The 21,524-nt window shown below is 72.7% G+C and carries 24 protein-coding genes; 14 read left to right on the top strand and 10 right to left on the bottom strand.

What is annotated here, in order from left to right:
- The first annotated feature begins 10 nt into the window (after positions 1-10).
- The 7 genes from HII36_RS30510 (at position 11) to add (ending at position 7,379) form a co-directional block, all read left to right on the top strand.
- A complete protein-coding gene (locus HII36_RS30510; RefSeq protein WP_173526734.1) occupies positions 11-1,441 on the top strand; it encodes a WS/DGAT/MGAT family O-acyltransferase in 1,431 nt (476 codons plus the stop codon).
- 16 nt (positions 1,442-1,457) lie between these two features.
- Complete coding sequence (locus HII36_RS30505) at positions 1,458-2,558, top strand: winged helix DNA-binding domain-containing protein (RefSeq protein WP_173526733.1); 1,101 nt, start codon at positions 1,458-1,460, stop codon at positions 2,556-2,558.
- Entirely contained in the window at positions 2,510-2,827 is a 318-nt protein-coding gene (locus tag HII36_RS30500) for a hypothetical protein (protein WP_173526732.1), read from the top strand. Before HII36_RS30505 ends, HII36_RS30500 begins: the two co-directional genes overlap by 49 nt.
- A gap of 149 nt (positions 2,828-2,976) precedes the next feature.
- A complete protein-coding gene (locus HII36_RS30495) occupies positions 2,977-3,945 on the top strand; it encodes an RNA polymerase sigma factor (RefSeq protein ID WP_173526731.1) in 969 nt (322 codons plus the stop codon).
- A gap of 107 nt (positions 3,946-4,052) precedes the next feature.
- On the top strand, positions 4,053-5,528 hold the full coding sequence (locus HII36_RS30490) for an RICIN domain-containing protein (RefSeq protein ID WP_173526730.1): 1,476 nt from the start codon (positions 4,053-4,055) through the stop codon (positions 5,526-5,528).
- A gap of 148 nt (positions 5,529-5,676) precedes the next feature.
- Positions 5,677-6,444: a class I SAM-dependent methyltransferase gene (locus tag HII36_RS30485; RefSeq protein ID WP_173526729.1), complete on the top strand. Its 768-nt coding sequence runs from the start codon at positions 5,677-5,679 to the stop codon at positions 6,442-6,444.
- A complete protein-coding gene (gene add / locus HII36_RS30480) occupies positions 6,441-7,379 on the top strand; it encodes an adenosine deaminase (RefSeq protein ID WP_173526728.1) in 939 nt (312 codons plus the stop codon). The genes HII36_RS30485 and add overlap by 4 nt, the downstream gene beginning before the upstream one ends.
- A gap of 29 nt (positions 7,380-7,408) precedes the next feature.
- On the opposite strand, the gene HII36_RS30475 is transcribed toward add, so the two are convergent.
- Positions 7,409-8,569 carry an MFS transporter gene (locus HII36_RS30475; RefSeq protein ID WP_173526727.1) on the bottom strand — a complete coding sequence of 387 codons (1,161 nt, stop codon included), beginning with the start codon at positions 8,567-8,569 and terminating at the stop codon, positions 7,409-7,411.
- 44 nt (positions 8,570-8,613) lie between these two features.
- Here HII36_RS30475 and HII36_RS30470 point away from each other — a divergent pair, with 44 nt between their 5' ends.
- Together HII36_RS30470 and HII36_RS30465 are read left to right on the top strand one after the other, a co-directional pair.
- Complete coding sequence (locus tag HII36_RS30470; protein ID WP_173526726.1) at positions 8,614-9,645, top strand: ROK family transcriptional regulator; 1,032 nt, start codon at positions 8,614-8,616, stop codon at positions 9,643-9,645.
- 82 nt (positions 9,646-9,727) lie between these two features.
- Positions 9,728-10,393 (top strand): class I SAM-dependent methyltransferase, encoded by a 666-nt coding sequence (locus HII36_RS30465; RefSeq protein WP_173526725.1) that lies wholly within the window; start codon positions 9,728-9,730, stop codon positions 10,391-10,393.
- Positions 10,394-10,426: 33 nt separating this feature from the next.
- Here HII36_RS30465 and HII36_RS30460 read toward each other — a convergent pair whose 3' ends face one another.
- From HII36_RS30460 to HII36_RS30440, 5 genes are all read right to left on the bottom strand, one after another.
- Positions 10,427-10,909, bottom strand: a complete 483-nt coding sequence (locus tag HII36_RS30460) for a metallophosphoesterase family protein (RefSeq protein ID WP_173526724.1) — start codon at positions 10,907-10,909, stop codon at positions 10,427-10,429.
- Positions 10,910-11,027: 118 nt separating this feature from the next.
- Positions 11,028-11,780, bottom strand: a complete 753-nt coding sequence (locus HII36_RS30455; protein WP_173526723.1) for an SRPBCC family protein — start codon at positions 11,778-11,780, stop codon at positions 11,028-11,030.
- A gap of 3 nt (positions 11,781-11,783) precedes the next feature.
- Positions 11,784-12,371, bottom strand: coding sequence for an ArsR/SmtB family transcription factor (locus HII36_RS30450; protein WP_173526722.1), 588 nt, complete (start codon positions 12,369-12,371; stop codon positions 11,784-11,786).
- 31 nt (positions 12,372-12,402) lie between these two features.
- Positions 12,403-13,635: an RNA polymerase sigma factor gene (locus HII36_RS30445; protein WP_173526721.1), complete on the bottom strand. Its 1,233-nt coding sequence runs from the start codon at positions 13,633-13,635 to the stop codon at positions 12,403-12,405.
- 13 nt (positions 13,636-13,648) lie between these two features.
- A complete protein-coding gene (locus HII36_RS30440; RefSeq protein ID WP_173526720.1) occupies positions 13,649-14,002 on the bottom strand; it encodes a YciI family protein in 354 nt (117 codons plus the stop codon).
- Positions 14,003-14,110: 108 nt separating this feature from the next.
- Between HII36_RS30440 and HII36_RS30435 the strand changes: the two genes are divergently transcribed.
- The 5 genes from HII36_RS30435 (at position 14,111) to HII36_RS30415 (ending at position 18,846) form a co-directional block, all read left to right on the top strand.
- The gene (locus HII36_RS30435) at positions 14,111-15,226 is read left to right on the top strand and encodes a winged helix DNA-binding domain-containing protein (protein ID WP_173526719.1); all 1,116 of its coding nucleotides are present in this window, start codon (positions 14,111-14,113) and stop codon (positions 15,224-15,226) included.
- A gap of 54 nt (positions 15,227-15,280) precedes the next feature.
- Complete coding sequence (locus HII36_RS30430; RefSeq protein ID WP_328807957.1) at positions 15,281-15,898, top strand: helix-turn-helix transcriptional regulator; 618 nt, start codon at positions 15,281-15,283, stop codon at positions 15,896-15,898.
- A complete protein-coding gene (locus HII36_RS30425; RefSeq protein WP_173526717.1) occupies positions 15,895-17,028 on the top strand; it encodes an aminotransferase class I/II-fold pyridoxal phosphate-dependent enzyme in 1,134 nt (377 codons plus the stop codon). The genes HII36_RS30430 and HII36_RS30425 overlap by 4 nt, the downstream gene beginning before the upstream one ends.
- A 110-nt stretch (positions 17,029-17,138) precedes the next feature.
- Positions 17,139-18,068, top strand: a complete 930-nt coding sequence (locus tag HII36_RS59295) for an LLM class flavin-dependent oxidoreductase (protein WP_173526716.1) — start codon at positions 17,139-17,141, stop codon at positions 18,066-18,068.
- Positions 18,043-18,846: a TetR/AcrR family transcriptional regulator gene (locus tag HII36_RS30415; protein ID WP_173526715.1), complete on the top strand. Its 804-nt coding sequence runs from the start codon at positions 18,043-18,045 to the stop codon at positions 18,844-18,846. Before HII36_RS59295 ends, HII36_RS30415 begins: the two co-directional genes overlap by 26 nt.
- Before the next feature lie 113 nt (positions 18,847-18,959).
- Here the strand turns inward: HII36_RS30415 and HII36_RS30410 are convergent, their stop codons facing one another.
- From HII36_RS30410 to HII36_RS30395, 4 genes are all read right to left on the bottom strand, one after another.
- Positions 18,960-19,319, bottom strand: coding sequence for a hypothetical protein (locus HII36_RS30410; protein ID WP_173526714.1), 360 nt, complete (start codon positions 19,317-19,319; stop codon positions 18,960-18,962).
- Between the two features lie 141 nt (positions 19,320-19,460).
- Positions 19,461-20,216 (bottom strand): alpha/beta fold hydrolase, encoded by a 756-nt coding sequence (locus HII36_RS30405; protein WP_173526713.1) that lies wholly within the window; start codon positions 20,214-20,216, stop codon positions 19,461-19,463.
- An 87-nt stretch (positions 20,217-20,303) separates the two neighbouring features.
- Positions 20,304-20,975: a class I SAM-dependent methyltransferase gene (locus tag HII36_RS30400; RefSeq protein ID WP_173526712.1), complete on the bottom strand. Its 672-nt coding sequence runs from the start codon at positions 20,973-20,975 to the stop codon at positions 20,304-20,306.
- A gap of 17 nt (positions 20,976-20,992) precedes the next feature.
- Positions 20,993-21,524: amidohydrolase family protein (locus HII36_RS30395; protein WP_173526711.1), on the bottom strand; the 532-nt coding region annotated here is incomplete at its 5' end.

Below are 21,524 nucleotides of genomic sequence, written 5' to 3'. Positions count from 1 at the left end.
GTGTGAGCCGATGCCCCAGCTGACCGCTCTCGACGCGCAGTTCCTCCACTTCGAGACGGCCACGAACATCGCGAACATCGCGGGACTGGCCGTGCTGGAGGGCGATCTCAACCGCAGCGACCTGCAGGCCGTGCTCGAACGGCGACTGCCGTACGTGCCCGCGTTACGCCGCAAGCTGGCCTGGGTGCCGTTCGGCCTGGACCACCCGTACTGGGTGCAGGAGGACGACCTCGACCTCGACTACCACGTCCGCGAGATCGGCCTGCCCCCGCCCGGCGACGACGCCCGGCTCGCCGAGCAGGTCTCCAGGCTGCACGCCCGCCGCCTGGACCGCGGCCGCCCGCTGTGGGAGATCTACCTGATCCACGGACTGTCCGGGGGCCGCATGGGGCTCTACACCAAGATCCACCACGCCGCCGTGGACGGTGTCGGCGGCGCGGACGTCCTGGCCGCGCTGCTGGACACCAGCCCCGAGCCCGCACCCCCGCCGGCCGAGGCCGCCGAGCGTGACGAGCCGCCGCCCGGGCGTCCCGAGATGCTCGTCCGCGGCCTGGCCAGGCTGGCCGGCAACCCGGCTTACGCGGTGCGCTTCGCCGCCCGGGCCATCCCGCACCTGGACGAGATCCCGGTCGTGTCGCGCCTGCCCGGCAGCAGGCTGCTGTCCGGGCTGGCGCGCCGGGTGGCCGGCGCCGGTCACAGCCCCGGGCTGCCGCCGCTGCCCGCGCCCAAGACGCCCTTCAGCGGCCCGGTCTCCGGGCACCGGCGCTTCGCGTTCGTGTCGCTGCCCCTGGAGGAGATCAAGCAGGTGCGCAAGGCGTTCGGCGTCACCGTCAACGACGTCGTGATGGCCGTGTGCGCGGGCGCGCTGCGGCGCTGGCTGGCCGCGCACGGCGGAGTCCCGCGCCGGCCGCTGGTGGCCGGGGTGCCGTTCTCGCTGCGCGCGGCGGGCGTGGCGGGGCCGGGCAACCAGGTGGCGATCATGACCGCGCCGCTCGCGGTGCACGTCGAGGACCCGGTGGCCCGGTTGCACCAGGTGCGGGTGGCGATGCGGCGGATCAAGGACAGGTTCGCGCTGGCGCCCGCGCGGTGGCTGCGCGAGTTCAGCGAGTCGATGCCGGCCGCGCTCATGGGCCTGGCCTCACGCTCGGCGTTCGGCCTGGTCGGGCAGACCGCGCCGCCGATCAACGTGGCCATCTCGAACGTGCCGGGCCCGCAGTTCCCGCTGTACGTGTGCGGCGCCAGGCTGCTGACCCACTACCCGGTCTCGGTGATCACGGACGTCAGCGGCGGGGTGAACATCACCGCCTTCTCCTACGACGGCTCGCTCGACATCGGCGTCGTCACCGACAGGGAGATGATCCCGGACGCGTGGGAGCTGGCGGACCTGTTGCGGGAATCCCTCGACGAGCTGCGGAACGCGGAAGCTTCCTTGCCGCAATAGCTTCTACGCTGGCAGCATGATCCTGAACCGCCGGGTGCTCAACCGCACCGCGCTCGACCGCCAGCTTCTGCTGCGCCGCACCCCGATCTCCGCCGCGGCCGCCGTCGAACGTCTCGTCGCGCTGCAGGGCCAGGAGCCGGACGTGCCGTACTTCAGCCTGTGGACCCGGCTGACGGACTTCGCCCACGACGACCTGACGTCCCTGCTGTACGACAAGCGGATCGTGCGCGGCTCGCTGCTGCGCGGCACCCAGCACCTGGCCCTGGCCGACGACTACGTCTGGGTGCGCCCGCTGATGCAGCCCCCGCTGAGCAGGGGCAGGCAGGCCGCCTTCGGCCGCGTCACGCGCGAGGTGGACCTGGCCGAACTGGCCGAGCTGGCCAGGAAACACCTGAGCGGGCGCACGCTCAGCCGTCCCGAGCTGGGCAGGCTGCTGCGCGAGCGCTGGCCGCAGGTGGAGGTCTCGGCGCTCGGCTTCTCCGCGCAGGCCCTGCTGCCGATCGTGCACACCCCGCCGAACGGCACCTGGGGCAGGGGCGGGGCGACGCCGTTCACGCTGGCCGAGGAGTGGCTGGGCCGGCCGCTGGACGCCGCGCCGCCGGTCGAGCGGCTGATCACCAGGTACCTGGCCGCCTTCGGCCCGGCCGGGGTGATGGACGTGCAGAAATGGTCGGGGCTGACCAGACTCAGGCCGGTCATGGAGGCCATGCCGTTGCGGACGTATCACGACACCGATGGGCGCGTCCTGTACGACCTGCCGGACGCCCCGCTCACCTCCGAGGACGTGCCCGCGCCCGTGCGCTTCCTGCCGTACTTCGAGAACCTCGTCGTCGCCTACGCCGACCGCACCAGGCTGATGACCGACGAGCAGCGCAAGGCGATCTGCGTCGGGGCGGTCATCTACCCCACCTTCCTCGTCGACGGAATTGTCGGTGGCATGTGGGACCTTAAGAACGGCGCGCTGACGATCGAGCCGTTCCACCCGTTGCCCGACGCGGTGATGGCCGAGCTGGCCGACGAAGGGGCGCGCCTCCTGACCTTCGCCGGTGTCTCGGAAGGGAGCATCGCATGGCTACCGCCCAGGAGCTCTACGACGACCTCGTCGCCGAGCATCTGACGAGGCCCCAGGTGAGCGTGGGGCGCATGCTGCACGCCGACGGGCTCAAGGTCGACGGCAAGACCTACGCGTTCTTCGCCGGAGACCGGGTGATCCTCAAGCTGCCCGCCCCCCGCGCGGCCGAGTTGCTGCGCGACGGCACGGCCGAGGTCGTGCGCATGGGCCGGCGCCAGATGCGTGAATGGGTGGGGCTGCGGGTGCCCGACGAGAGCGTGTGGCGAGACCTCCTCGGGGAGGCCGCTCGCTACGTCGAAACCCTCGCAAAGTGACCTGGACCACGCATCCCCATGCGTTGGGTAGCGTGGATGGTGAGCGGGGTTGCTTGTTGGTGTTCCCTCAACCGTTCCCTCAACCAAGGGGTCGACGCCAGGCCGCACCAGGGGTCCGGCGTCGGTCCAGCGCGAGCGAGGAGAGTGTCTTGTCCCAGGCAGCAGAGGTTCTCGAACTCGACGAGCGGGCCGCCGACGGCGGCGCGGCCGTCGGCGCGGACTCGGTGAAGACCTATCTGAAAGAGATCGGGCGCGTGCCGCTGCTCACCGCCGAGCAGGAGATCGAGCTGGCCAAACGCATCGAGGCCGGGCTGTTCGCCAGGGAGCGGCTCGACACCGAGGAGGGCCTGTCCGCCGAGCTGCGCGCCGATCTGGAGTGGATCGCCGACGACGGCCTCCGGGCCAAGCGCTGCATGCTGGAGGCCAACCTGCGGCTGGTCGTCTCGATCGCCAAGCGCTACACCGGGCGCGGCATGCTCTTCCTCGACCTGATCCAGGAGGGCAACCTCGGCCTGATCAGGACCATCGAGAAGTTCGACTACCGGCTCGGCTACAAGTTCTCCACCTACGCCACCTGGTGGATCAAGCAGGCCATCACCCGGGCCATGGCCGACCAGGCCCGCACGATCCGCATCCCGGTGCACATGGTCGAGCTGATCAACAAGGTCGCGCGCACCCACCGCCGCCTGCACACCGACCTGGGCCGCGAGCCCACCCCCGAAGAGATCGCCGTCGAGACCGAGCTCGACGTCGACCGCGTCATCGAGGTGCAGGGCTACGGCCGCGACCCGATCTCGCTGAGCACGCCGCTCGGCGACGAGGGCGACAGCGAGTTCGGCGACCTCATCGAGGACACCGAGGCCATCTCCCCGGCCGACGCCGTCTCCTTCACGCTGCTGCAGCAGCAGCTGCACGCCCTGCTCGGCGAGCTGTCCGAGCGCGAGGCCGGCGTCATCTCCATGCGCTACGGCCTGGCCGACGGCAAGCCGATGACACTCGACGAGATCGGCCGGATCTACGGGGTCACCCGGGAGCGCATCAGGCAGATCGAGGCCAAGACCATGTCGAAGCTGCGCCACCCGTCGCGGGCCCTGGCCCTGCGCGACTACCTGAGCTGATCCCCCGCCCGTCCCGTCGCCGAGAAGGGCGACAGGAGGCGGGCACGCTGGGTTAGGATCGGCAGCCGGAAAGTAACGGAGGCTTCAACGACCGGAGGCGGTCGGCGGTGCGCATCCCCCCACGCGTTCTGGCGAAGATCGGCGCGGTCCCCGTGCTCATCGCCGTCTTCACCGTGCTCGGCGCGATGTTCACCAACTTCGCCACCGACGCCGACCCCCAGTTCAACCTGGTCTACCTGCCCCACGCGGTGGTCTGCGCGCTGCTCGTCGTGGGGCTGCAGCAGTTCACCGCGGCCCGGCTGCCCGCGCCGAAACCCAGCCCCGCCGACCCGTCCGCGGCCCGCGACAGGCAGGGCTACCTGCGCCTGCTCAAACAGGTGCGCGAGCAGGCACGCCTGCCCAGGTTCGACGAGCTGCGCAGGCGCGCGGCCGAGCGGGGGCTCGACTACCGGCGCGCCGACTTCGACGAGATCGCCAAGGGCCGGCTCGGCTGGCTCGCCGAACCCGAGCGGGCCGAGCCGATCATCCGCGCGTTCCTGGTGGCCCACGAGGCCGACGACTCGACGGTCGAGAAGTGGATCGACGCCTACCACAGCCTGGGCGGGCGCGAACGGCCGCCGCCGCGCCGGTCCAGGATCGTGGCGGGGGCGGTGATCTCGTTCGCGGCGGTCGTCGTGATCTTCCTCGGCTACCTGGTCTACCTCGACCGGTACATCCCCGAGCACCTCAGGCGCTCCGGGGTGACGCTCCTGTCGGTCTACGCGCACCGCCTGCCGCTCGTCGTCGGCGCCGGCGGGCTGCCGCGCGCCCGGCTGGGCGGCTCGTTCGCGCACGTCGAGCCGGGGCCGGAACGGCTGTGGGACCTGGCGCCCGTCAAACGGGACGGCGCCTTCCACCACCTGATCCGCAGCCGGCGCAGCGGCCTGTGCCTCACGCCCGAGGCGAAGCGGATCGCCCAGGGCGTCAACCTCACCGAGGCGCCCTGTGACGAGTCGGCCGACCAGCTCTGGCGGCTGTCGGCGAAAGACGGCACCATCGCCGTCACCGCCCCCGACGGCGACTACTGCGTCGAACCCAACCGCGGATCCACCGACGCCGGCGCGCCGCTGACGCTGCTGCCCTGCGACCCGTCCCGGCGCAACCAGCGCTGGCTGGTCTCAGATCGCCTGCCTGGCGATCTCGGCGGCACGATCGCCTCCGCCGAGAACGGCCACTGCCTCGACGTCTGGGGCGCGACCGGGCGGCTGATCACCTGGGACTGCCACGGCCGCGACAACCAGGTGTTCACCTATCAGCGGGTCACCGGCGGCAACCGGATCAGGAACGGGGCCGGCTGCCTGACCGTCGACGCCGGCCTGACGCTGATCCGCCGTCCGGCCTGCACGGGGGCGGCCGACGAGGTCTGGGCGTTCGACCCGCGCGACGCGCACGACCGCTGGCAGTACTGGGAGATCAAACACGTCGCCAGCGGCCGGTGCCTGGAGCTCGGCGCCCCGCTGAAGCCGTGCACCCGCTCCAACCTGCAGCAATGGCGCACCCCCGACTGGCTCGCCCATCCGAGCGCGCCCGACCCCGCGCGATGAGCCGCCGGCAGCCGCGCGACCGGCAGCGGAAAGGGTGCCCCAACGGGAAGCCAAGTTTGCCGCCCAGGAGCCTTGATCCACCGGCGCGCTGGCCTACATTCCCACTATCAGGCCGCGACCACCCGATCACCCTCTGGCGGTATTCCTCATGAGACGCGCTCGTTCCAGCCTCATCCACCAGGCGACCTACGCGGTCAAGCACCCGCACAAGATCGTCCCCCACCTGCGGCGGCTGACCCGCGACACCTGGTTCCGGCTGCGCACCCGCGACCACGTCGCCTACTACCGCGCGGTGATGAAGTCCGACACCGCCCGCGACCCCGAGGGCGCGGTGGGCTCGCACACGCACAAGCGCTGGCTGGCGCTGGGCCGGATGCAGTTCGACTACCTGGTCGAGCACGGGCTCAAGCCCGAGGCCAGGATGCTGGAGATCGGCTGCGGGAACCTGCGGGCGGGCCGGCTGTTCATCGGCTACCTGTACACCGGCAACTACTACGGCATCGACATCTCGCCCGACATCCTCATGTCCGCCCAGGAGACGCTGGTCAAGCACGGCCTGCAGGACAAGCTGCCGTACCTGACCCCGGTGCGCGACCTGCGCTTCGAGTTCCTGCCCGACGAGTACTTCGACGTCGTCCACGCGCACAGCGTCTTCTCCCACTCGCCGATCGAGGTGATCGACGAGTGCTTCGCGCACGTCGGGCGCATCATGAAGCCGGGCGGCTGGTTCGACTTCACCTTCGACCGCACCGAGGGCAAGGAACACCAGGTGCTGCGCGAAGACTTCTACTACCGCACCGAGACCCTGGTGGCCCTGGCCGCCAAGCACGGGCTGCGGGCGCGGTTCATGGACGACTGGGAGCAGCTGCCGCACAAACAGTCGAAGATCCGGGTCACCCGTACACTTGGGGCGTGAAAGACGTACGGTCCCTGCCCAAGGCTCACCTGCACGTTCACCTGGAGAGTACGGTCCGGCCGCGGACCGTGCGCGAATGGGGCGGGCCGCCGGAGCCCGAGGGGCCGTTCGCCGACTTCCGCGCCTTCGCCGACCAGCGCGCCCAGGTCCGCGCGCTGCTCGACTCGCCCGAGCGCTTCCGCCGGGTGGCGCTGGAGTTCTGCCAGGACGAGGCCGCGCAGGGCACCCGCTACGCCGAGGTGACCTTCACCGCGGCCTCGCACGGCGAGCGCGTCGGCGCGATGGAGATGCCGCTGGAGGCGGTGCTCGACGGGCTGGCCGAGGGCCGGCGCTTCGGCATCGAGTGCCGGCTGCTGCTCGACCACTCACGGCGGCGGCCGGTCGAGCGGCTGTGGCAGACGGTCAAGCTGGCCGGCCGGTACGACGAGGTGATCGGCATCGGCCTGGCCGGCGACGAGAGCCACCCGCTGGCGCCGTTCGCCGAGGTGCTCGACGCGGCCAGGGACTCCGGCCTGCACCTGGTGCACCACGCCGGCGAGTCGGCCGGGCCCGCCAGCATCCGCGAGGCGCTCGACCTGGGCCACAGCGAGCGGCTCGGGCACGGCATCCGGGTGCTGGACGACCCCGCGCTGGTGGCCGAGGTGCGCGAGCGCGGCATCCCGCTGGAGGTGTGCCCCACCTCCAACGTCCTGCTCGGGCTGGTGCCGGCGCTGGCCGAGCACCCGCTGCCGCGCCTGCGCGCGGCCGGGCTCGCCGTCACGATCAACACCGACGGCGAGACGGCGCTGGCCGACGAGTACGACCGGCTGCGCGAGGTCTTCGGTTACGGCGACCACGACCTCGCCGACCTTGCCCGGGCCTCGATCGACGCCTCCTTCGCCCCCGCCGCGCTGAAGGAGGACCTGCGGACCGGCGTGACGGCCTGGCTCGCCTGACCGGCGACCCGGCGCGCGGGTCCGATCGGTCAGCCCGCGGCGGCCGTGCCCGGTTCGGCCGTGACCCGCGGGCGCAGCGTGCCGGACAGGAAGCCCATGGTCAGCGTGATGACGCCGATCACCCCGAACGCCACCGGCCAGGCCGTCACCCCCGCCACCCAGCCGGTGACCGCGGGCGCGACCAGCCCGGACAGGTAGGTGATCGTCGCCACCCCCGCCACGCCCACGCCGGGCGAGTCGGCGGCCTTGCCCGCCGAGGCGATCACCAGCGGCACGATCACCGCCACCCCGGTGGCCAGCAGCGCGAACCCGGCCGTCACCAGCCAGGGCGTCCGGCCGAGCACCACGACGGCCGCCCCCGTCGTGGCCACCGCGGAGCACACCCGCACGGTCAGCACCGGGCCGAGCCTGCGCACGACCAGGTCACCGCTCAGCCTGGTGGCCACCATGAACCCGGCGAACACCGCGTAGGTCGTGGCCCCGGCTCCCGCGCTCGCGCCGGTGACGTCCACGGTGTAGATGGCCGCCCACTGCGTGCCGGACAGTTCGGTGAACGTGGCGCACAACCCGACCAGCCCGATGACCAGAATGGCCCGCGACGGCACGGCGAAACGCGGCGGCTTCTTCTCGCCCGGCTCCGGGCGCCCCTGCGGCAGCCCGCGGCCCACGGCCACCCCGGCCAGCAGCAACGCCAGCGACACCAGCGTCAGGTGCAGCCGCGCGTCGAGGCCGGCGGCGGCCGCCAGCGCGCCGACACCGGCCCCGGCCAGGTGGCCGACGCTCCACATGCCGTGCAGGCCGGACATGATCGAACGGGCCAGCCGCCGCTCGACCACCACCCCCAGCGAGTTCATCACGATGTCACACGAACCCGCCGCCGCGCCCCACACCAGCAGTGCCAGGCACAACCACGGCAATCCCGGCGCGAACACCGGCAACACCAGCGCCGCGCTCCAGGCGGCGAGCAACACCCGGGTGGCCGCGCGGCCGCCGTAACGGTGGGCGAAGCGGCTGGTCATCGGCATCGCCACGAACGAGCCGACGGACGGGCACAACAGCGCCAGGCCCAGCACCTCGGGGTCGAGCTGCAGGTTCTCCTGCAGCCATGGCATCCGGGTGGCGAAACTGCCGCCGACCACGCCGTGCAGGGCGAAAACGGCCGCGACGGCACGTTGTTGGGGGTCTCTCATGTCCGGTAAATTAACAGGCAGGGTTCCTGATGAAAAGAGGAGAGATGCGGACGGCGACTCCAAGCACCGCCCGGGCGATCAACGACCGGCTGGCGCTCGACCTGCTGCTCGACCGGGGGCCGCTGACCGCGCCGCAGGTCAGAACGCTCACCGGGCTCTCCAGGCCGACCGTGTCCGACCTCATCGAACGGCTGCAGGCCAACGGGCTGATCGAGGTCACCGGCGAGAGCGGCGGTGACCGGCGCGGCCCCAACGCCCGCCTCTACGGCATCGTCGCCGATCGCGCCCACGTGGCCGGCGTGGACGTGCGCCGCGACTCGGTCCACGTCACCGTCGCCGACATCACCGGCCGCACCGTCGGCTCCGTGGTGCGCGAGCCGGCCGAGGACCTGCCCGCCCTGGTCGCCACGGCGGTCGCGGCGGCGTCCGGGCCGCTCGCGCTGCACGCGGTCGTCATCGGCGCGCCCGGCATGGTCGACCCGCGCACCGGCGACCTGGCCGGGCTCAACGACGTGCCCGGCTGGCGGCTCAACACGCTCGGCGCGCTGCGCGAGCGGATGAACGTCCCGGTGGTGCTGGAGAACGAGGTCAACCTGGCCGCCATCGCCGAGCACCGGGCGGGCGCGGCGGCCGGCCGGTCCGACTTCGTGCTGTTCTGGCTGGACGACGGCATCGGCGCGGCCGTGGTGCTGGACGGCCGGCTGCGGCGCGGGATGTCGGGCGGGGCCGGCGAGATCGGGTACCTGCCGGTGTCCGGGGAGCGGCTGTGCGACGTGCTGGAGGGCGAGACGATGCCCCGGTTGCCGATCGACGAGCTGGCCAGGCGGGTCGCCGAGGGCGTGTTCGCGGCGGTCGCCGTCCTGGATCCCGGGCTGGTGGTGCTGGCGGGGGCGGCCGGCCGCGCGGGCGGCGAGGAACTGGCGGCGCTGGTGGAGCGGCGGCTGTCGGGGATGGGGCCGGTGCCGGTCGCGGTGCGGGCCACCGGGATCAGCGACAATCCGGTGCTGAAGGGGGCGGTGATGACGGCGCTGTCGATGGCCCGCGACGACGTCTTCGGCGCACCCGCCCTGTCCTGACGGCGCCGGTTCCCGGTAGGAGGAGTGACGCCGTGAGCGAACGAGGCTCGCCTCGGGCGCTCGTCCGCGCGTCAATGAGGTCATGAACGCCGCCTACGACGAGATCGCCGACTGGTACGAGCACGACTTCCTGCCCAGGGACACCGCGGACTCCCTGGGCATCCGCCGCACCCTGCGCGACCTGCTCGGCCCCGGTGCGGGAGCCTGCCTGGAGGTGGGCTGCGGCACCGGCGCGTACGCCGGGCTGGTCCGCGAGCTGGGCTGGACCCCGGTGGGCGTCGACCTGTCCGCCGGGATGCTGCGTTACACCCGTGACAGGCTGCCGGCCCTGCGGGCGGACGCCGAGCGGCTGCCGTTCCGCGACGGCTGCCTGCCCGCCGTGGTGTCGGTGATGGTGCACACCGACATGCCACGATATTTGGCGGTATTGCGGGAGGTGTCCAGGGTGTTGCGGCCCGGCGGGTTGTTCGTGCACGTGGGGGTGCATCCGTGCTTCGTCGGCGGGTTCGCCGACCGCGGCGACCTGGCGGCGGTGGTGATCCGTCCCGGCTACCTGGACGGCCACTGGACCAGGGCCTCGTGGACCGACCAGGGCGTCCGCGACAAGGTGGGGGCCAGCCACTGGCCGCTGCCCGAGCTGCTGCACGGGTTCCTCGACGCGGGGCTCAGGCCGGAGCGTTTCGCCGAGGGCGGCGCCCCGATCCCGGCCGTGTTCTCGGTCCGGGCGCGCGGGCGGGGGTTCAGGTGACGGGGTTCGCATGATGGGCTCGCGTGACGGGACTCACGTGACGGGGACGATCCTGGCCTCTGTCAGGCGGCCGTGCTCGATGGTGAGCAGGCCGATCGTGCCGTGCGGCTGGCGGCGGCGGTCGGTGGGGGAGCCGGGGTTGAAGATGCGCAGGCCGTCGTCCGATTCGTCCAGCGGGATGTGCGAGTGGCCGAACACCACCAGGTCGGCTTCCGGGAACCGGCGCCGCATCCTGGCCAGGCGGCCCTTGGCGGGGCCGCTGTCGTGGATCATGCCGACGCGTAGTCCGTCCAGGGTCAGGTCGAGGGTGTCGGGGGCGGTGACGTCCGGGCCGTCGTTGTTGCCCTTCACCGCGTGCACCGGCGCGTAGGCGGCCAGTTCGGCGAGCACGGAGGCGACGCAGACGTCGCCCGCGTGCAGGATGACGTCGGCGTCGCGCAGGTGCTCGGCCACCGCGGGCGGGCAGGACCGCCAGCGGCGGGGTGCGTGGGTGTCGGACAGGGCGACGACTTTCACCCGGTGGTCATGCCCGTTCCGCCACCGTTCTCCCCGCTCGCCCCGCCGACCACCGTGGAACTCACCCCCACCGACCGGCCGACTCACTGGGACTGGGCCGGCCGCCCGGTGCGGTGGGTCAGGTGTGGTCGGTGAAGAGGGTGGACAGCCAGGCGTGCCAGGCCGGCCCCTGGTCCCCGGGGTCCGCGCCGAACAGGTGGTGCGCGGCGATCATCGGCCCGTGGAAACCCTGCAGGAAGCGGTAGAGCGCGTCGCCGGTGCGGATCCCGATCGTCTGGGCGTTGGCGTGGTACACCACGCCCTCGATCACCCCCACCCCGCCGGGCGAGAACCGTACGAGGTCGCCGGGCGAGGCCGGCCGCTTGTCCGGGGACAGGCCCAGCTCGCCGTACAGGGTCTCCCATGCGCGCGGCCAGTCGGTGATCGGCGGCCCGAACTCGGTGAGCGGCGCGGCGGTGCGGCCGGGGAAGTGCGTCAGGTACTCCACCAGCGTGGCGAAGAACATCGGCAGGCCCGAGGACATGGCCTCGAACTCGTTCTCCCAGTCGTCGCCGGGCAGGAAACCGCTGGTCACCATGCGGACCGCGGTGCTGCCCCGCTCGCGGCCCTCGATCAGGAACTCGTAGGCGACGAAGCGGCCGTCGGCCTGGGGCTCGCTGGTGTGGGCGAAGCGCCGTCCGGGCTCGCCGGCCGTGACGGTGGAGGCGGGGAAGTCGACGCCGCCGAACGCGGTGTGAACCGCGCCGCCGCTCACGTCGTTGCGGCCCATGAACCACGAGTCGATGCCCGGGCCGGTGGAGATGGCCTGCCACACCTCCTCGGGGGTGGCCTCGACCGTGGACTCCAGAGGCAGCTCGAACCGGTGGCCCATGCCTCAGCTCGCCTTCTTCACCGCGGGGTGCACGGCCACGATCAAGCGGTGGTCGCGCCCGCCTTCGGCGTTCTCGTCGTGATATTTGCTGACCAGCCGGGTCACGCAGTCGGTCAGCTCCTCGGCGAACGCCGCCCGGTCGGCCGCGGAGGCGAACCGTACCTCGCCGTCGATCGCGAACGTGGCCACCCGCTTGTCCGCCTTGGCCGCGCCGGTGAGGAGCGTCCCGACGTCCCGGACGAGCTGCGCCGCCAGCGCCAGCAGCCAGCGCGCCGACAGCCGGTCGGGAGACCTGGCCGGGTCGGGCTGCACCGAGGCCAGCGCCGTCGGCGAGATGACGAACGAGGCCGCGGTGGCCTGCATCACGCGTTCGGTGACGTTGCCCTTCCTGCGCTCCTCGACCAGCTCGACCAGCCCGTGCCGCTCCAGGGTGCGCAGGTGGTAGTTCACCTTCTGCCTGGCCAGGCCGACCTTGTGCGCCAGGGACGTGGCGGAGCCCGGCTCCACCAGCTCGGCCAGCAACCGCGAACGCATCGGATCGAGCGACGCCTCGGCGGCCGCGGGATCTTCGATCACACCCACCTCGAACATGATGCAACGATCGCACCGAAAAAAATCGTTGTCAAGAAAGGCGGGCCGCCCGCGACTCAAGATAGCGCTGCTCCGGCAGGCTGGCGGTGCGCCTGGCCGCCTCACGGTAGGCCGACACGGCCGCCGCGTGCTCGCCCGACAGCTCCAGCAGGTGGCCGCGTACCGCCGCCAGCCGGTGGTGCCCCGCGATGCGCTCGTCGGCGGCCAGATCGTCGAGCAGGTCGAGGCCGGCCCGCGGGCCGCGCACCATGGCCACGGCCACCGCCCGGTTGAGCGTGATCACCGGGTTGTCCTCCAAGCCGGCCAGGACCCCGTACAGGGCCAGGATCTGCGGCCAGTCGGTCTCGGCGTCGCCGGGCGCCTCGTCGTGCACCGCCGCGATGGCGGCCTGCACCTGGTACGGGCCGATCGGCGCGGCCGACAGCGCCTGGCTGATCAGGCCCACGCCCGACTTGATGAGCTCCTGGTCCCACAGCCCGCGGTCCTGCTCGGCCAGCGGGATCAGCTCGCCCTCCGGCCCGGTGCGCGCCCGCCGCCTGGCCTCGGTGAGCAGCATGAGCGCCAGCAGCCCGGCCACCTCGCCGTCGCCGGGCAGCAGCCGGTGCAGCGCCCTGGCCAGCCTGATCGCCTCCCACGTCAGGTCGGGCCGCTGCAGGTCGGGGCCGGACGAGGCGGTGTAGCCCTCGTTGAAGATCAGGTACAGCACGTGCAGCACCACGCGCAGCCGCTCGGCCCGCTCGGGCTCGGGCGGCAGTGTGAACGGCACGCCGGCCGCCTTGATGCGCTGCTTGGCCCGGCTGATGCGCTGCGCCATCGTCGGCTCGGGCACCAGGAACGCGGCGGCGATCTGCGCCGTGGTGAGCCCGCCGACCGCGCGCAGGGTCAGCGCCAGCTGCGACGGCTGCGACAGCGCCGGATGGCAGCACAGGAACAGCAGCGTGAGCGTGTCGTCCTGGTAGGGCGCGCGCTCGTCGCCCGGCGCCGGGGCGACCTGCTCGTCGGCCGGCGCGGCGACCGCCACCTGCTCCTCGCGGCGGCGACGGGCGTTCTCGCTGCGGACGTGGTCGATGACCCGGCGCGAGGCCACCGTGATCAGCCAGGCCCGCGGGTTGTCGGGCACGCCCTGCTCGGGCCACTGCACGGCCGCGTCGAGCAGCGCCTCCTGCACGGCGTCCTCGCACATGTCGAACTGCTCGTAGCGGCGGACGAGCACGCCGAGCACCTGTGGCGCCAGCTCCCGCAGCTCGTCGGCGAAGGTCAGCATGCCGGGACCGGCCTCACTCGGAGGCCTCGCCGATGATCGGGCGCACCTCCATGGCGCACAGGCGGGCGTCCGGCCAGCGGGCGGCGATCTCGGTGGCCCGCTCGACGCTCGCGCACTCGACGATCAGGTAGCCCGCCAGGTATTCCTTGGCCTCCAAGAACGGCCCGTCGGTGACGGCGGGCACCCCGTCGCGCACTCGCACCGTCCTGGACTCCGACGGCTCGGCCAGCGCCTGGCCGCCCGCCAGTTCCCCGGTCTCGGCGAGTTCCTTCATCAGCGCGTCGACCTCGGCCATGACGTCGGCGCCGTGGTCGGCGATGGCCTGCTGAGCAGCAGGGTTGGTGTAGATGAGCAAGAGATACTTCACAGGGGACACCCTTTCATCTTTCGCCGGTTCCCTTCCCATTGAGGAACGAAGTCTTCCGCATACCCCTCTAATGTCGAGGTCATCGGCAAGGAGGCAATGGTGATCGAAATGACGTGGGCTCAGGTCAGCGCGAGGCGGCTGCGCCGGCAGGGCCTGGTGGAGCCGGTCGGTGGCGACACGCCGGCGGGTGTGGTGGCCGCGATGTGCGGGGCGCACGCGCAGGTGATGGCGGCGGCCGAGCTGTCCGTCGCGATGCGGCTCGACGGCGTGACCCGCACCGGCGTGCGCCGGGCGCTGTGGGAGGAGCGCAGCCTGGTCAAGACGCACGGGCCGCGCGGCACCGTGCACCTCCTGCCCGCCCGCGACCTGCCCATGTGGGTGGGCGCGATGTCGGCGATCCCGCACTCGAACGGGTTCTCCGAGAGCGTCAGGCTCACCCCCGAGCAGACCGACGCGGTGGTGTCGGCCATCAGGCAGGTCGTGGACGGTGTGGAGCTGACCATCGACGAGCTCAGCGACGCCGTCATCGCGGCCACCGGTCCTTGGGCGGGCGACCTGGTGATGCCGGCGTTCCAGACCATGTGGCCGCGCTGGCGGCAGGTCATGCACGTGGCCGCGCACCGGGGCGCGTTCGTGTTCGGCCCGGCCCGGGGCCGCAAGGTCACCTACACCAGCCCGCCGGACGGCTTCGCGCCCGCCGGTGGGCGTGACGACCTGGTCAGGGCGTACCTGCACGCGTACGGCCCGGCCACGCCCGCCGACTTCGCGCTGTGGGCGGGCGCGCCGAAGACGTGGGCGACGGCGGCGTTCGCGGCGGTGGAACTGGAGGAGGTGCGGGTGGCCGGGCGGCCCGGCTGGGTGCTCGCCGGTGACACCGACCTGCCGGACGAGCCGCCGCGCGGGGTGCGGCTGCTGCCGTACTTCGACGCGTACGTGGTCGCCGGACGCCCCCGCGACCTGCTCTTCCCCGGCGAGGCGGCGACCAGGGCGCTGGCCCGCGGGCAGGCGGGCAACCACCAGGTGCTCCTGGTGGACGGCACCGCGGCCGGAGTCTGGCACCAGCGCAGATCGGGCACCAGGATCGAGGTCACCGTGGAGCCGCTGCGCGAGCTCACCCCCGGGCGGTTGCGCGAGCTCGACACGCAGGTCGCACGGCTCGGCGAGATCATGGAGGGCCGGCCCAGCCTGACCATCGGCCGGGTCACCGTCGGCCCGCACGCCTGACCCCCACCGGCCCGGGTTGGAAAGAATGTCCGATCTGGACATATGATCCGAGGCGTGAACGACGACCGCCTGCGCCTGTGGTCACCGGTCTGCCGGGCCGTGGCCGCGCTGCTCGCCCCCTACGCCGAGGTGGTCCTGCACGACGTGCGCACCGACTCCGTGCTCGGCGTGTGGAACCCGCTGTCCAGGCGGAGCGTCGGCGACCCGTCCCTGCTGGGCGAGCTGGACCGGCTCGACCCCACCGGCGAGGACGTGTACGGCCCGTACGAGAAGTCGCTGGCCGACGGGCGGCGGCTGTCGTCGGTGAGCGCGCTGCTGCGCGACGCGGACGGCGAGCCCTCGGCCGTGCTCTGCGTGAACCTCGACCGCACCCCGATGGAACAGGCCGCCGCCGTGTTGTCGGCGTTCGCCGCGCCGACGCAGCCACGCCCGGAGCCGCTGTTCGAGCAGGACTGGACCGAGCGGATGCGGCAGATCATCGGCTCGTTCGTGCGCGAGCGCGGCACCCCGGTCGACCGCCTGACCCGCGAGGACCGGCTGGCCGTGCTGGCCGAACTCGACCGGGCCGGGATCCTCGCCGTCCGCAGGGCCGCACCCGCCGTGGCCGCCGCGCTGAAGACCTCCCGCTCCACCCTGTACGCACTGCTGGCCGAACTGAGGAACGACACGTGACCGCACTGCCCGACTTCCGGCTCGAGGTCTACTTCTCCCGCTGGGAGTTCACCGCCCGCCACCACCTGACCGCCTCCGACGCCCAGACCATGACGATGGCCGAACTGCTCGCCCTGGCCGACGAGGAGGACCTGCGGGCCTGGGAGACGCTGTCGCTCGGGTACACCGAGACGTACGGCGACCCGGGGCTGCGGCGGGCGATCGCGGGGACGTACGAGAACGTCGCCGAGGACGAGGTGCTCTGCTTCTCCGGCGCGCAGGAGGCGCTGTACCTGACCATGCGGGTGCTGCTCGAACCCGGCGACCACGCCGTGGTGATCACGCCCAACTACCAGTCGGCCGAGACCGTGCCGCTGTCGCTGTGCAAGGTCACCGGCGTGGCCCTGGACGCCGAGCGTGACTGGGCGCTGGACCTGGCCGCCGTCGAGGCCGCCATCAGGCCGAACACGCGCCTGCTGTCGGTCAACTTCCCCAACAACCCGACGGGCAAGGTGATCGGCGAGGCGGACTTCCGCCGGCTGGCCGAACTGTGCGACGAGCGCGGCATCCGGCTGTTCAGCGACGAGGTGTACCGGGGGCTCGAACGCGACCCGTCCCGCACGCTGCCGCAGGCGGCCGACCTGTCGCCGGCCGCGCTGTCGATGAACGTCACCTCCAAGTCGCTCGGCCTGCCCGGGCTGCGGCTGGGCTGGCTGGCCTGCCGCGACAAGGACCTGCTCGGCCGGCTGGAGCGGGCCAAGCACTACACCACGATCTGCAACGCGGCGCCGAGCGAGATCCTGGCCAGGATCGCGATCAAGGCCAGGGACCGGATCATCGAGCGCAACCGGGGGATCATCGCCGCGAACCTGCCGCTGTTCGAGGCGTTCTTCGCCGAGTTCGCCGAGCTGTTCGAGTGGCGGGCGCCCGACGGCGGGTGCGTGGCGTTCCCCCGATACCTGGGCGCGGACGGGGTGGAGGCGTTCTGCACGCGGCTGGTGGAGGAGGCGGGGGTGCTGCTGCTGCCGGCCGGCATCTACCGCTCCGACCTCACGCCCACGCCCGCCGACCGGTTCCGGGTCGGGGTGGGACGGACGGGCACCGAGGCGGCGCTGGACGCCTTCGCCGGCTGGCTGCGCGCCCGCCACTGACCGCCGACCGCTCGATGTCGGCGCGACCGGCGACCGCGGTCGCCGGTCACCCGATTTTGCGGCGCGTCGTTTCCCCAGGTCAGCAGGGGTGGTCGCGATAGCCTGGCAAGATGCGGCTAGGCGTGAGCGTGCCGAACTTCGGCCCAGGCACCGACCCCGACCTGTTGTGCCGCTGGGCGCAGGTGGCCGAGGGGCTCGGGTTCGACGTGCTGATGGTGTCGGACCATGTCGTGCTCACGCCGGAGGTGGCCGGCCGGTATCCGCCGCCGTTCTTCGAGCCGTTCACCACGCTGGCCTGGCTGGCCGCGCGCACCAGCCGCATCAGGCTGGGCACCAGCGTGCTGATCGTCCCGTACCGGCATCCGCTGCTGGTCGCCCGGATGGCCGCCAACCTGCAGCAGCTCAGCGGCGGGCGGCTGGTGCTCGGCGTGGGGGCCGGCTGGGCGCGGCAGGAGTTCGACGCGCTCGGCGTGCCGTTCGAGCGGCGCGGCCGGGTGACCGACGAGCACCTGCGCGCGATGCGCGCCGCCTGGGAGGACGACGACGACAACTACCGCGGCGGCTGCGCCATCCCGTTCTGGGTGGGCGGCGGCAGCGGCGCTGCGCCGCGCGGTGCGGCTGGGCCAGGCGTGGCATCCGCTGCGCTGCACGCTGTCCTGGCTGCGCGAACGGCTGCCGCGGCTGGCGGGGATGGCGGCCGAGGAAGGATGCCCGCCGCCCGCGCTGAAGCCGCGGATCCTGCTGCGCGTCACCGACACGCCGGTCGAGGGGCCGGACCGGCTCGCCGGCGAGGGCACGATCGAGCAGGTCGCCGCCGACCTCGCCGAACTACGCGAGCTCGGCGCGCCGACGGTGATCCTCGACCCCTTCCACCACGACCCGCGCGAGACGCTGCGGCCCGAGCACGCCTGGCGGATGCTGGCCGCGGTGGCCGCGCTCCGTGCCTCGGCGGAGTGATCCGGGGGTTGATACTCTTACGGCCGCCCGTTGGTTTATGCCGTAAGGAGTTGTGGGTTGGTCGTTTACGCAGGACAGGGTGACCCGCGCCGCTCGATGGCCCTGCTGTGGGGCGCCAAGGAGCCCGGCTCGGGCCGGCCGGGGCCGAAACCCGGGCTGAGCGTGGACGTCATCGTCGAGGCCGGCATCGCGGTGGCCGATGAGGAAGGCATGGCCGCCCTGTCCATGCGCAAGGTCGGCGAGCGGCTGGGCCGGACCGGGATGGCGCTCTACACGTACGTGCCGAGCAAGGGCGAACTGGTCGACCTCATGTACGACCGGGTGCTGGCCGAACTGCCCGCCGACTACGACCTGAGCGGCGGCTGGCGCGCGGCCGTGACGGACTGGGCCGCGCGCACCTGGGCGTTCTACCTGCGTCACCCCTGGGTGCTGCAGGTCTCGCAGGCCAGGCCGGTGCTGGGGCCGAACGAGTTCACGCTGCTGGAGTCGCTGGTGCGGATCCTGCGCGAGACCGGGCTCGGGCCGGGGACGTTGCGCGGGGTGGTGGCGTCGCTGATGGACTTCGTGCGGGGCTCGGCGCGGACCGTGGCCGAGTCCAGGCAGGCGCCGTCGGCCACCGGCGTGTCGGACGAGGAGTGGTGGCAGGCGCGCGCGAGCCTGCTCGAAGAGGTCGCGCCGGGGTTCGCGGGACGGTTCCCGCTGGTGAGATGGCTGGAGAGCGAACCCCTGCCGAGGGATGGGGCCGGCGAGGACGAGCCGTATCTGGCGCACAAGGTGAACGAGGCGTTCGCGGTCGGGCTGACCGTGCTGCTCGACGGCGTCGAGGTCGCGATGCGCCGGGCTGCCGCCGACATGTCCTGACGCCGCCGACATGTCGTGAGCCCCGCGGGCGTGCCGGGAAACCCGCTGATACGCCGGGAACGCCGCCGGTCCCGGCGCCGTGAGGGCGCCGGGACCGGTGTTGGGGCGAGCGATCAGACGCCGATGCCGGGGTTGTTGCCGAACCCGTGGCCGACCCAGTTGCCGTTGCCGCTGTTGGGCCAGTTGTAGCGGCCCGGGAAGTGGTGGATCTCGTCCCGGTGCCAGCCCGGCCAGCCGTGCCAGCCCCAACGCTGGCTGAAGCCGTTCTTGCAGGCGTCGGCGTCGCGGGTCCCGGACATGACCGCGCCGTTCGGGAGAACGCGCTGGTAGGTCGAGTCGTCGTTGGTGCCGAGGGCGCAGTCCGTCACGTTGTTCTGCGGATCCGAGAAGTCGGCGCTGGCGGCGCCGGCCGTCCCGAAGATCGCGGCGGCAGCGAGTAGCGCACCGCCGGCGGCGATAAGGCTAACTCTCATGGTCTCCCCCTGTAATCACGAAGTGACATCGGCCATCACTATACGTAGCGATCTTGGTGGACCCCAGGATCGCAACGTCTCGTTTTTCTCAACAGGGCACCGCTGACCAGCAAACTCGTGTATAGGCGGGTGCTCGGCGGGCTACGCGGTGAAGAACTCCTTGAGCGCGGGGGCCAGCACGTCCGGCGCGACGTCGTGGAAGCCGCCGGGCAGGGTGCGCCGGCGCGCGCCGGGGACGGCGGCGGCCACCGCCGCGGTGGACTCGTGCAGCGTCGGCGGGCTCGACTCGCTGTCCACCAGCAGCGTCGGGACGGCGACCCCGGCGTACGCGTCGAGCGTGATCCAGCCCGCGATGGTGGTGTCGTAGACCAGCGTGTGCGCGATGGCGTCCAGCGCCGGGCGGAACGGCGAGTTACGCATGCCGGCGATCATCTCCTGGGGCAGCCCGACCGAGGACTGGAACAGCTCCACCGCCTCGCCCCGCCGTCCGGCCCGCACCAGCTTGTCGAGCTGGACGGGCATCTCGCCGTCGTCGACCGGCGGCGGCTCGAACAGGGCCAGCCGGGCGATCGGCACCCCGGCCAGGCTCGCCCCGGCGGCCAGCACCCCGCCAGAGGAGTGGCCGAAGACGAACGCGGCGCCGCCGGCGTGCTCGATCAGCGCGGCCAGGTCCGCGTACTCGCGCTCGACCGAGTACTCCTCCGCGTCGCCGCTGTCGCCGCGTCCGCGCCTGTCGTAGGTGTAGACGGTGAAGTCGCGCGCCAGCTCGGGGGCGAGCGGCGTGTTCGGCCCCGCGCCCCGGTAGCACATCGCCGGGTCGACGAGGACGACCGCGGGCCCGGCGCCGACGCGGTCGAACGCGATGCGGGTGCCGTCGCTGGAGGTCACGGTGTTCATCTGAGTCCCATTTCCGTTCTTGGCTGAAGGTTACGTACACCGACGAACGGGTCACGCGAGGACAGACACCGGCATGGGAGAAAATTTCTACGGTTTGACGGCACGCAGGTAATACAGCGACGGACGCAGGTCGCCCTCGGTCTGCAACCGGAACCCGGCGGCCGGCACCAGCGCCGACAGCAGCTCCTTGGGGCTGTCCGGCAGCACCGGACGCAGCAGCCTGGCGACCACCGCGATGGCGGGCGGACGGAACTCCGCGATCAGCAGCCGCCCGCCGGGACGCAGCACCCGGAACATCTCGGCCACCGCCGTGGCCCGCTCCTCGGCCGGGATGTGGTGCACGGCCAGGCTGGAGACCACCGCGTCACAGGATTCGCGGGCCAGGTCCAGCGCCTGCCCCTCGCCGATCCGGTAGGTGCAGTTGCGCGGGGCGTGGCGGCGGGCGTACTCGATCATCTGCGGGGCCGGGTCCACGCCGATCACCTGGCCGCCGGGGGCGACCAGCGGGGCCAGCAGCCGGGTCAGGAACCCGGTGCCGCAGCCGACGTCCACGATCGTGTCGCCGGCGCGGGCCCCGGTCAGGGCCGCGAGCTGGGTGAAGACCAGCCGGCGCCGGCCCGCGAAGCCGAGTTCGGCGAACACCTCGTAGGCGCGCGGGTAGTCGATGGTGGCGCCGCCGTGGCCGTGCCCATGCCCGTGTCCGTGTCCGTGTCCGTGGCCGGTTCCGTGGTCGTGCTGCGGGGGCTTTCCCGAGCCCATGCGGACCTCCTGAGACGTCAGGGGTGTTCCCCTCCCGCAGCCAAGCTGCCCCAGGACCGGCCGGCCAGTCGCACCCCGCGCCGCCAGATGCCGGCGATGGCCCGGGTGGCGGTGATGTCGCTGGTCGGATCGCCGTCCACGAGCAGCAGGTCGGCGCGGAGACCGGGGGCGACGCGGCCGCGGTCGGCCAGCCCGAAGTGGCGGGCGGGCGCGCCGGTGGCCGCGGCCAGCGCCTGCTCGGGGGTGAGCCCGGCCAGGGTCAGCAGGTACAGCTCCCGGTGCAGGCTCTCGCCGTGCACCGGCGCGTACGGGTTGGCGTCGGTGCCGGCCAGCAGGGGCACGCCCGCCTCGTGCAGCGCGCGGGCCGCGTGCAGCGCGTTGGCCGGGCCGCCGGCCGGTACGGGGACGGCGTCCTGGGCCGGGTCGCGCACCCCGGCCAGCGACTCGAAGTAGGTGAGCGTGGTGACCACGAACACGCCGTACGCGGCGGCCCGGGCCGCGAACGCCTCCGCCACCCCCGCGCCCGGCCCACCGGCCGCCCCTTCGCCC

Origin of the sequence: Nonomuraea antri (genome assembly GCF_013283785.1) — a bacterium.
In the GTDB taxonomy this organism is placed as follows: domain Bacteria; phylum Actinomycetota; class Actinomycetes; order Streptosporangiales; family Streptosporangiaceae; genus Nonomuraea; species Nonomuraea antri.
Note: the sequence above shows the minus strand (reverse complement) of the source record. Positions and strands in the feature narration are given on the sequence as shown.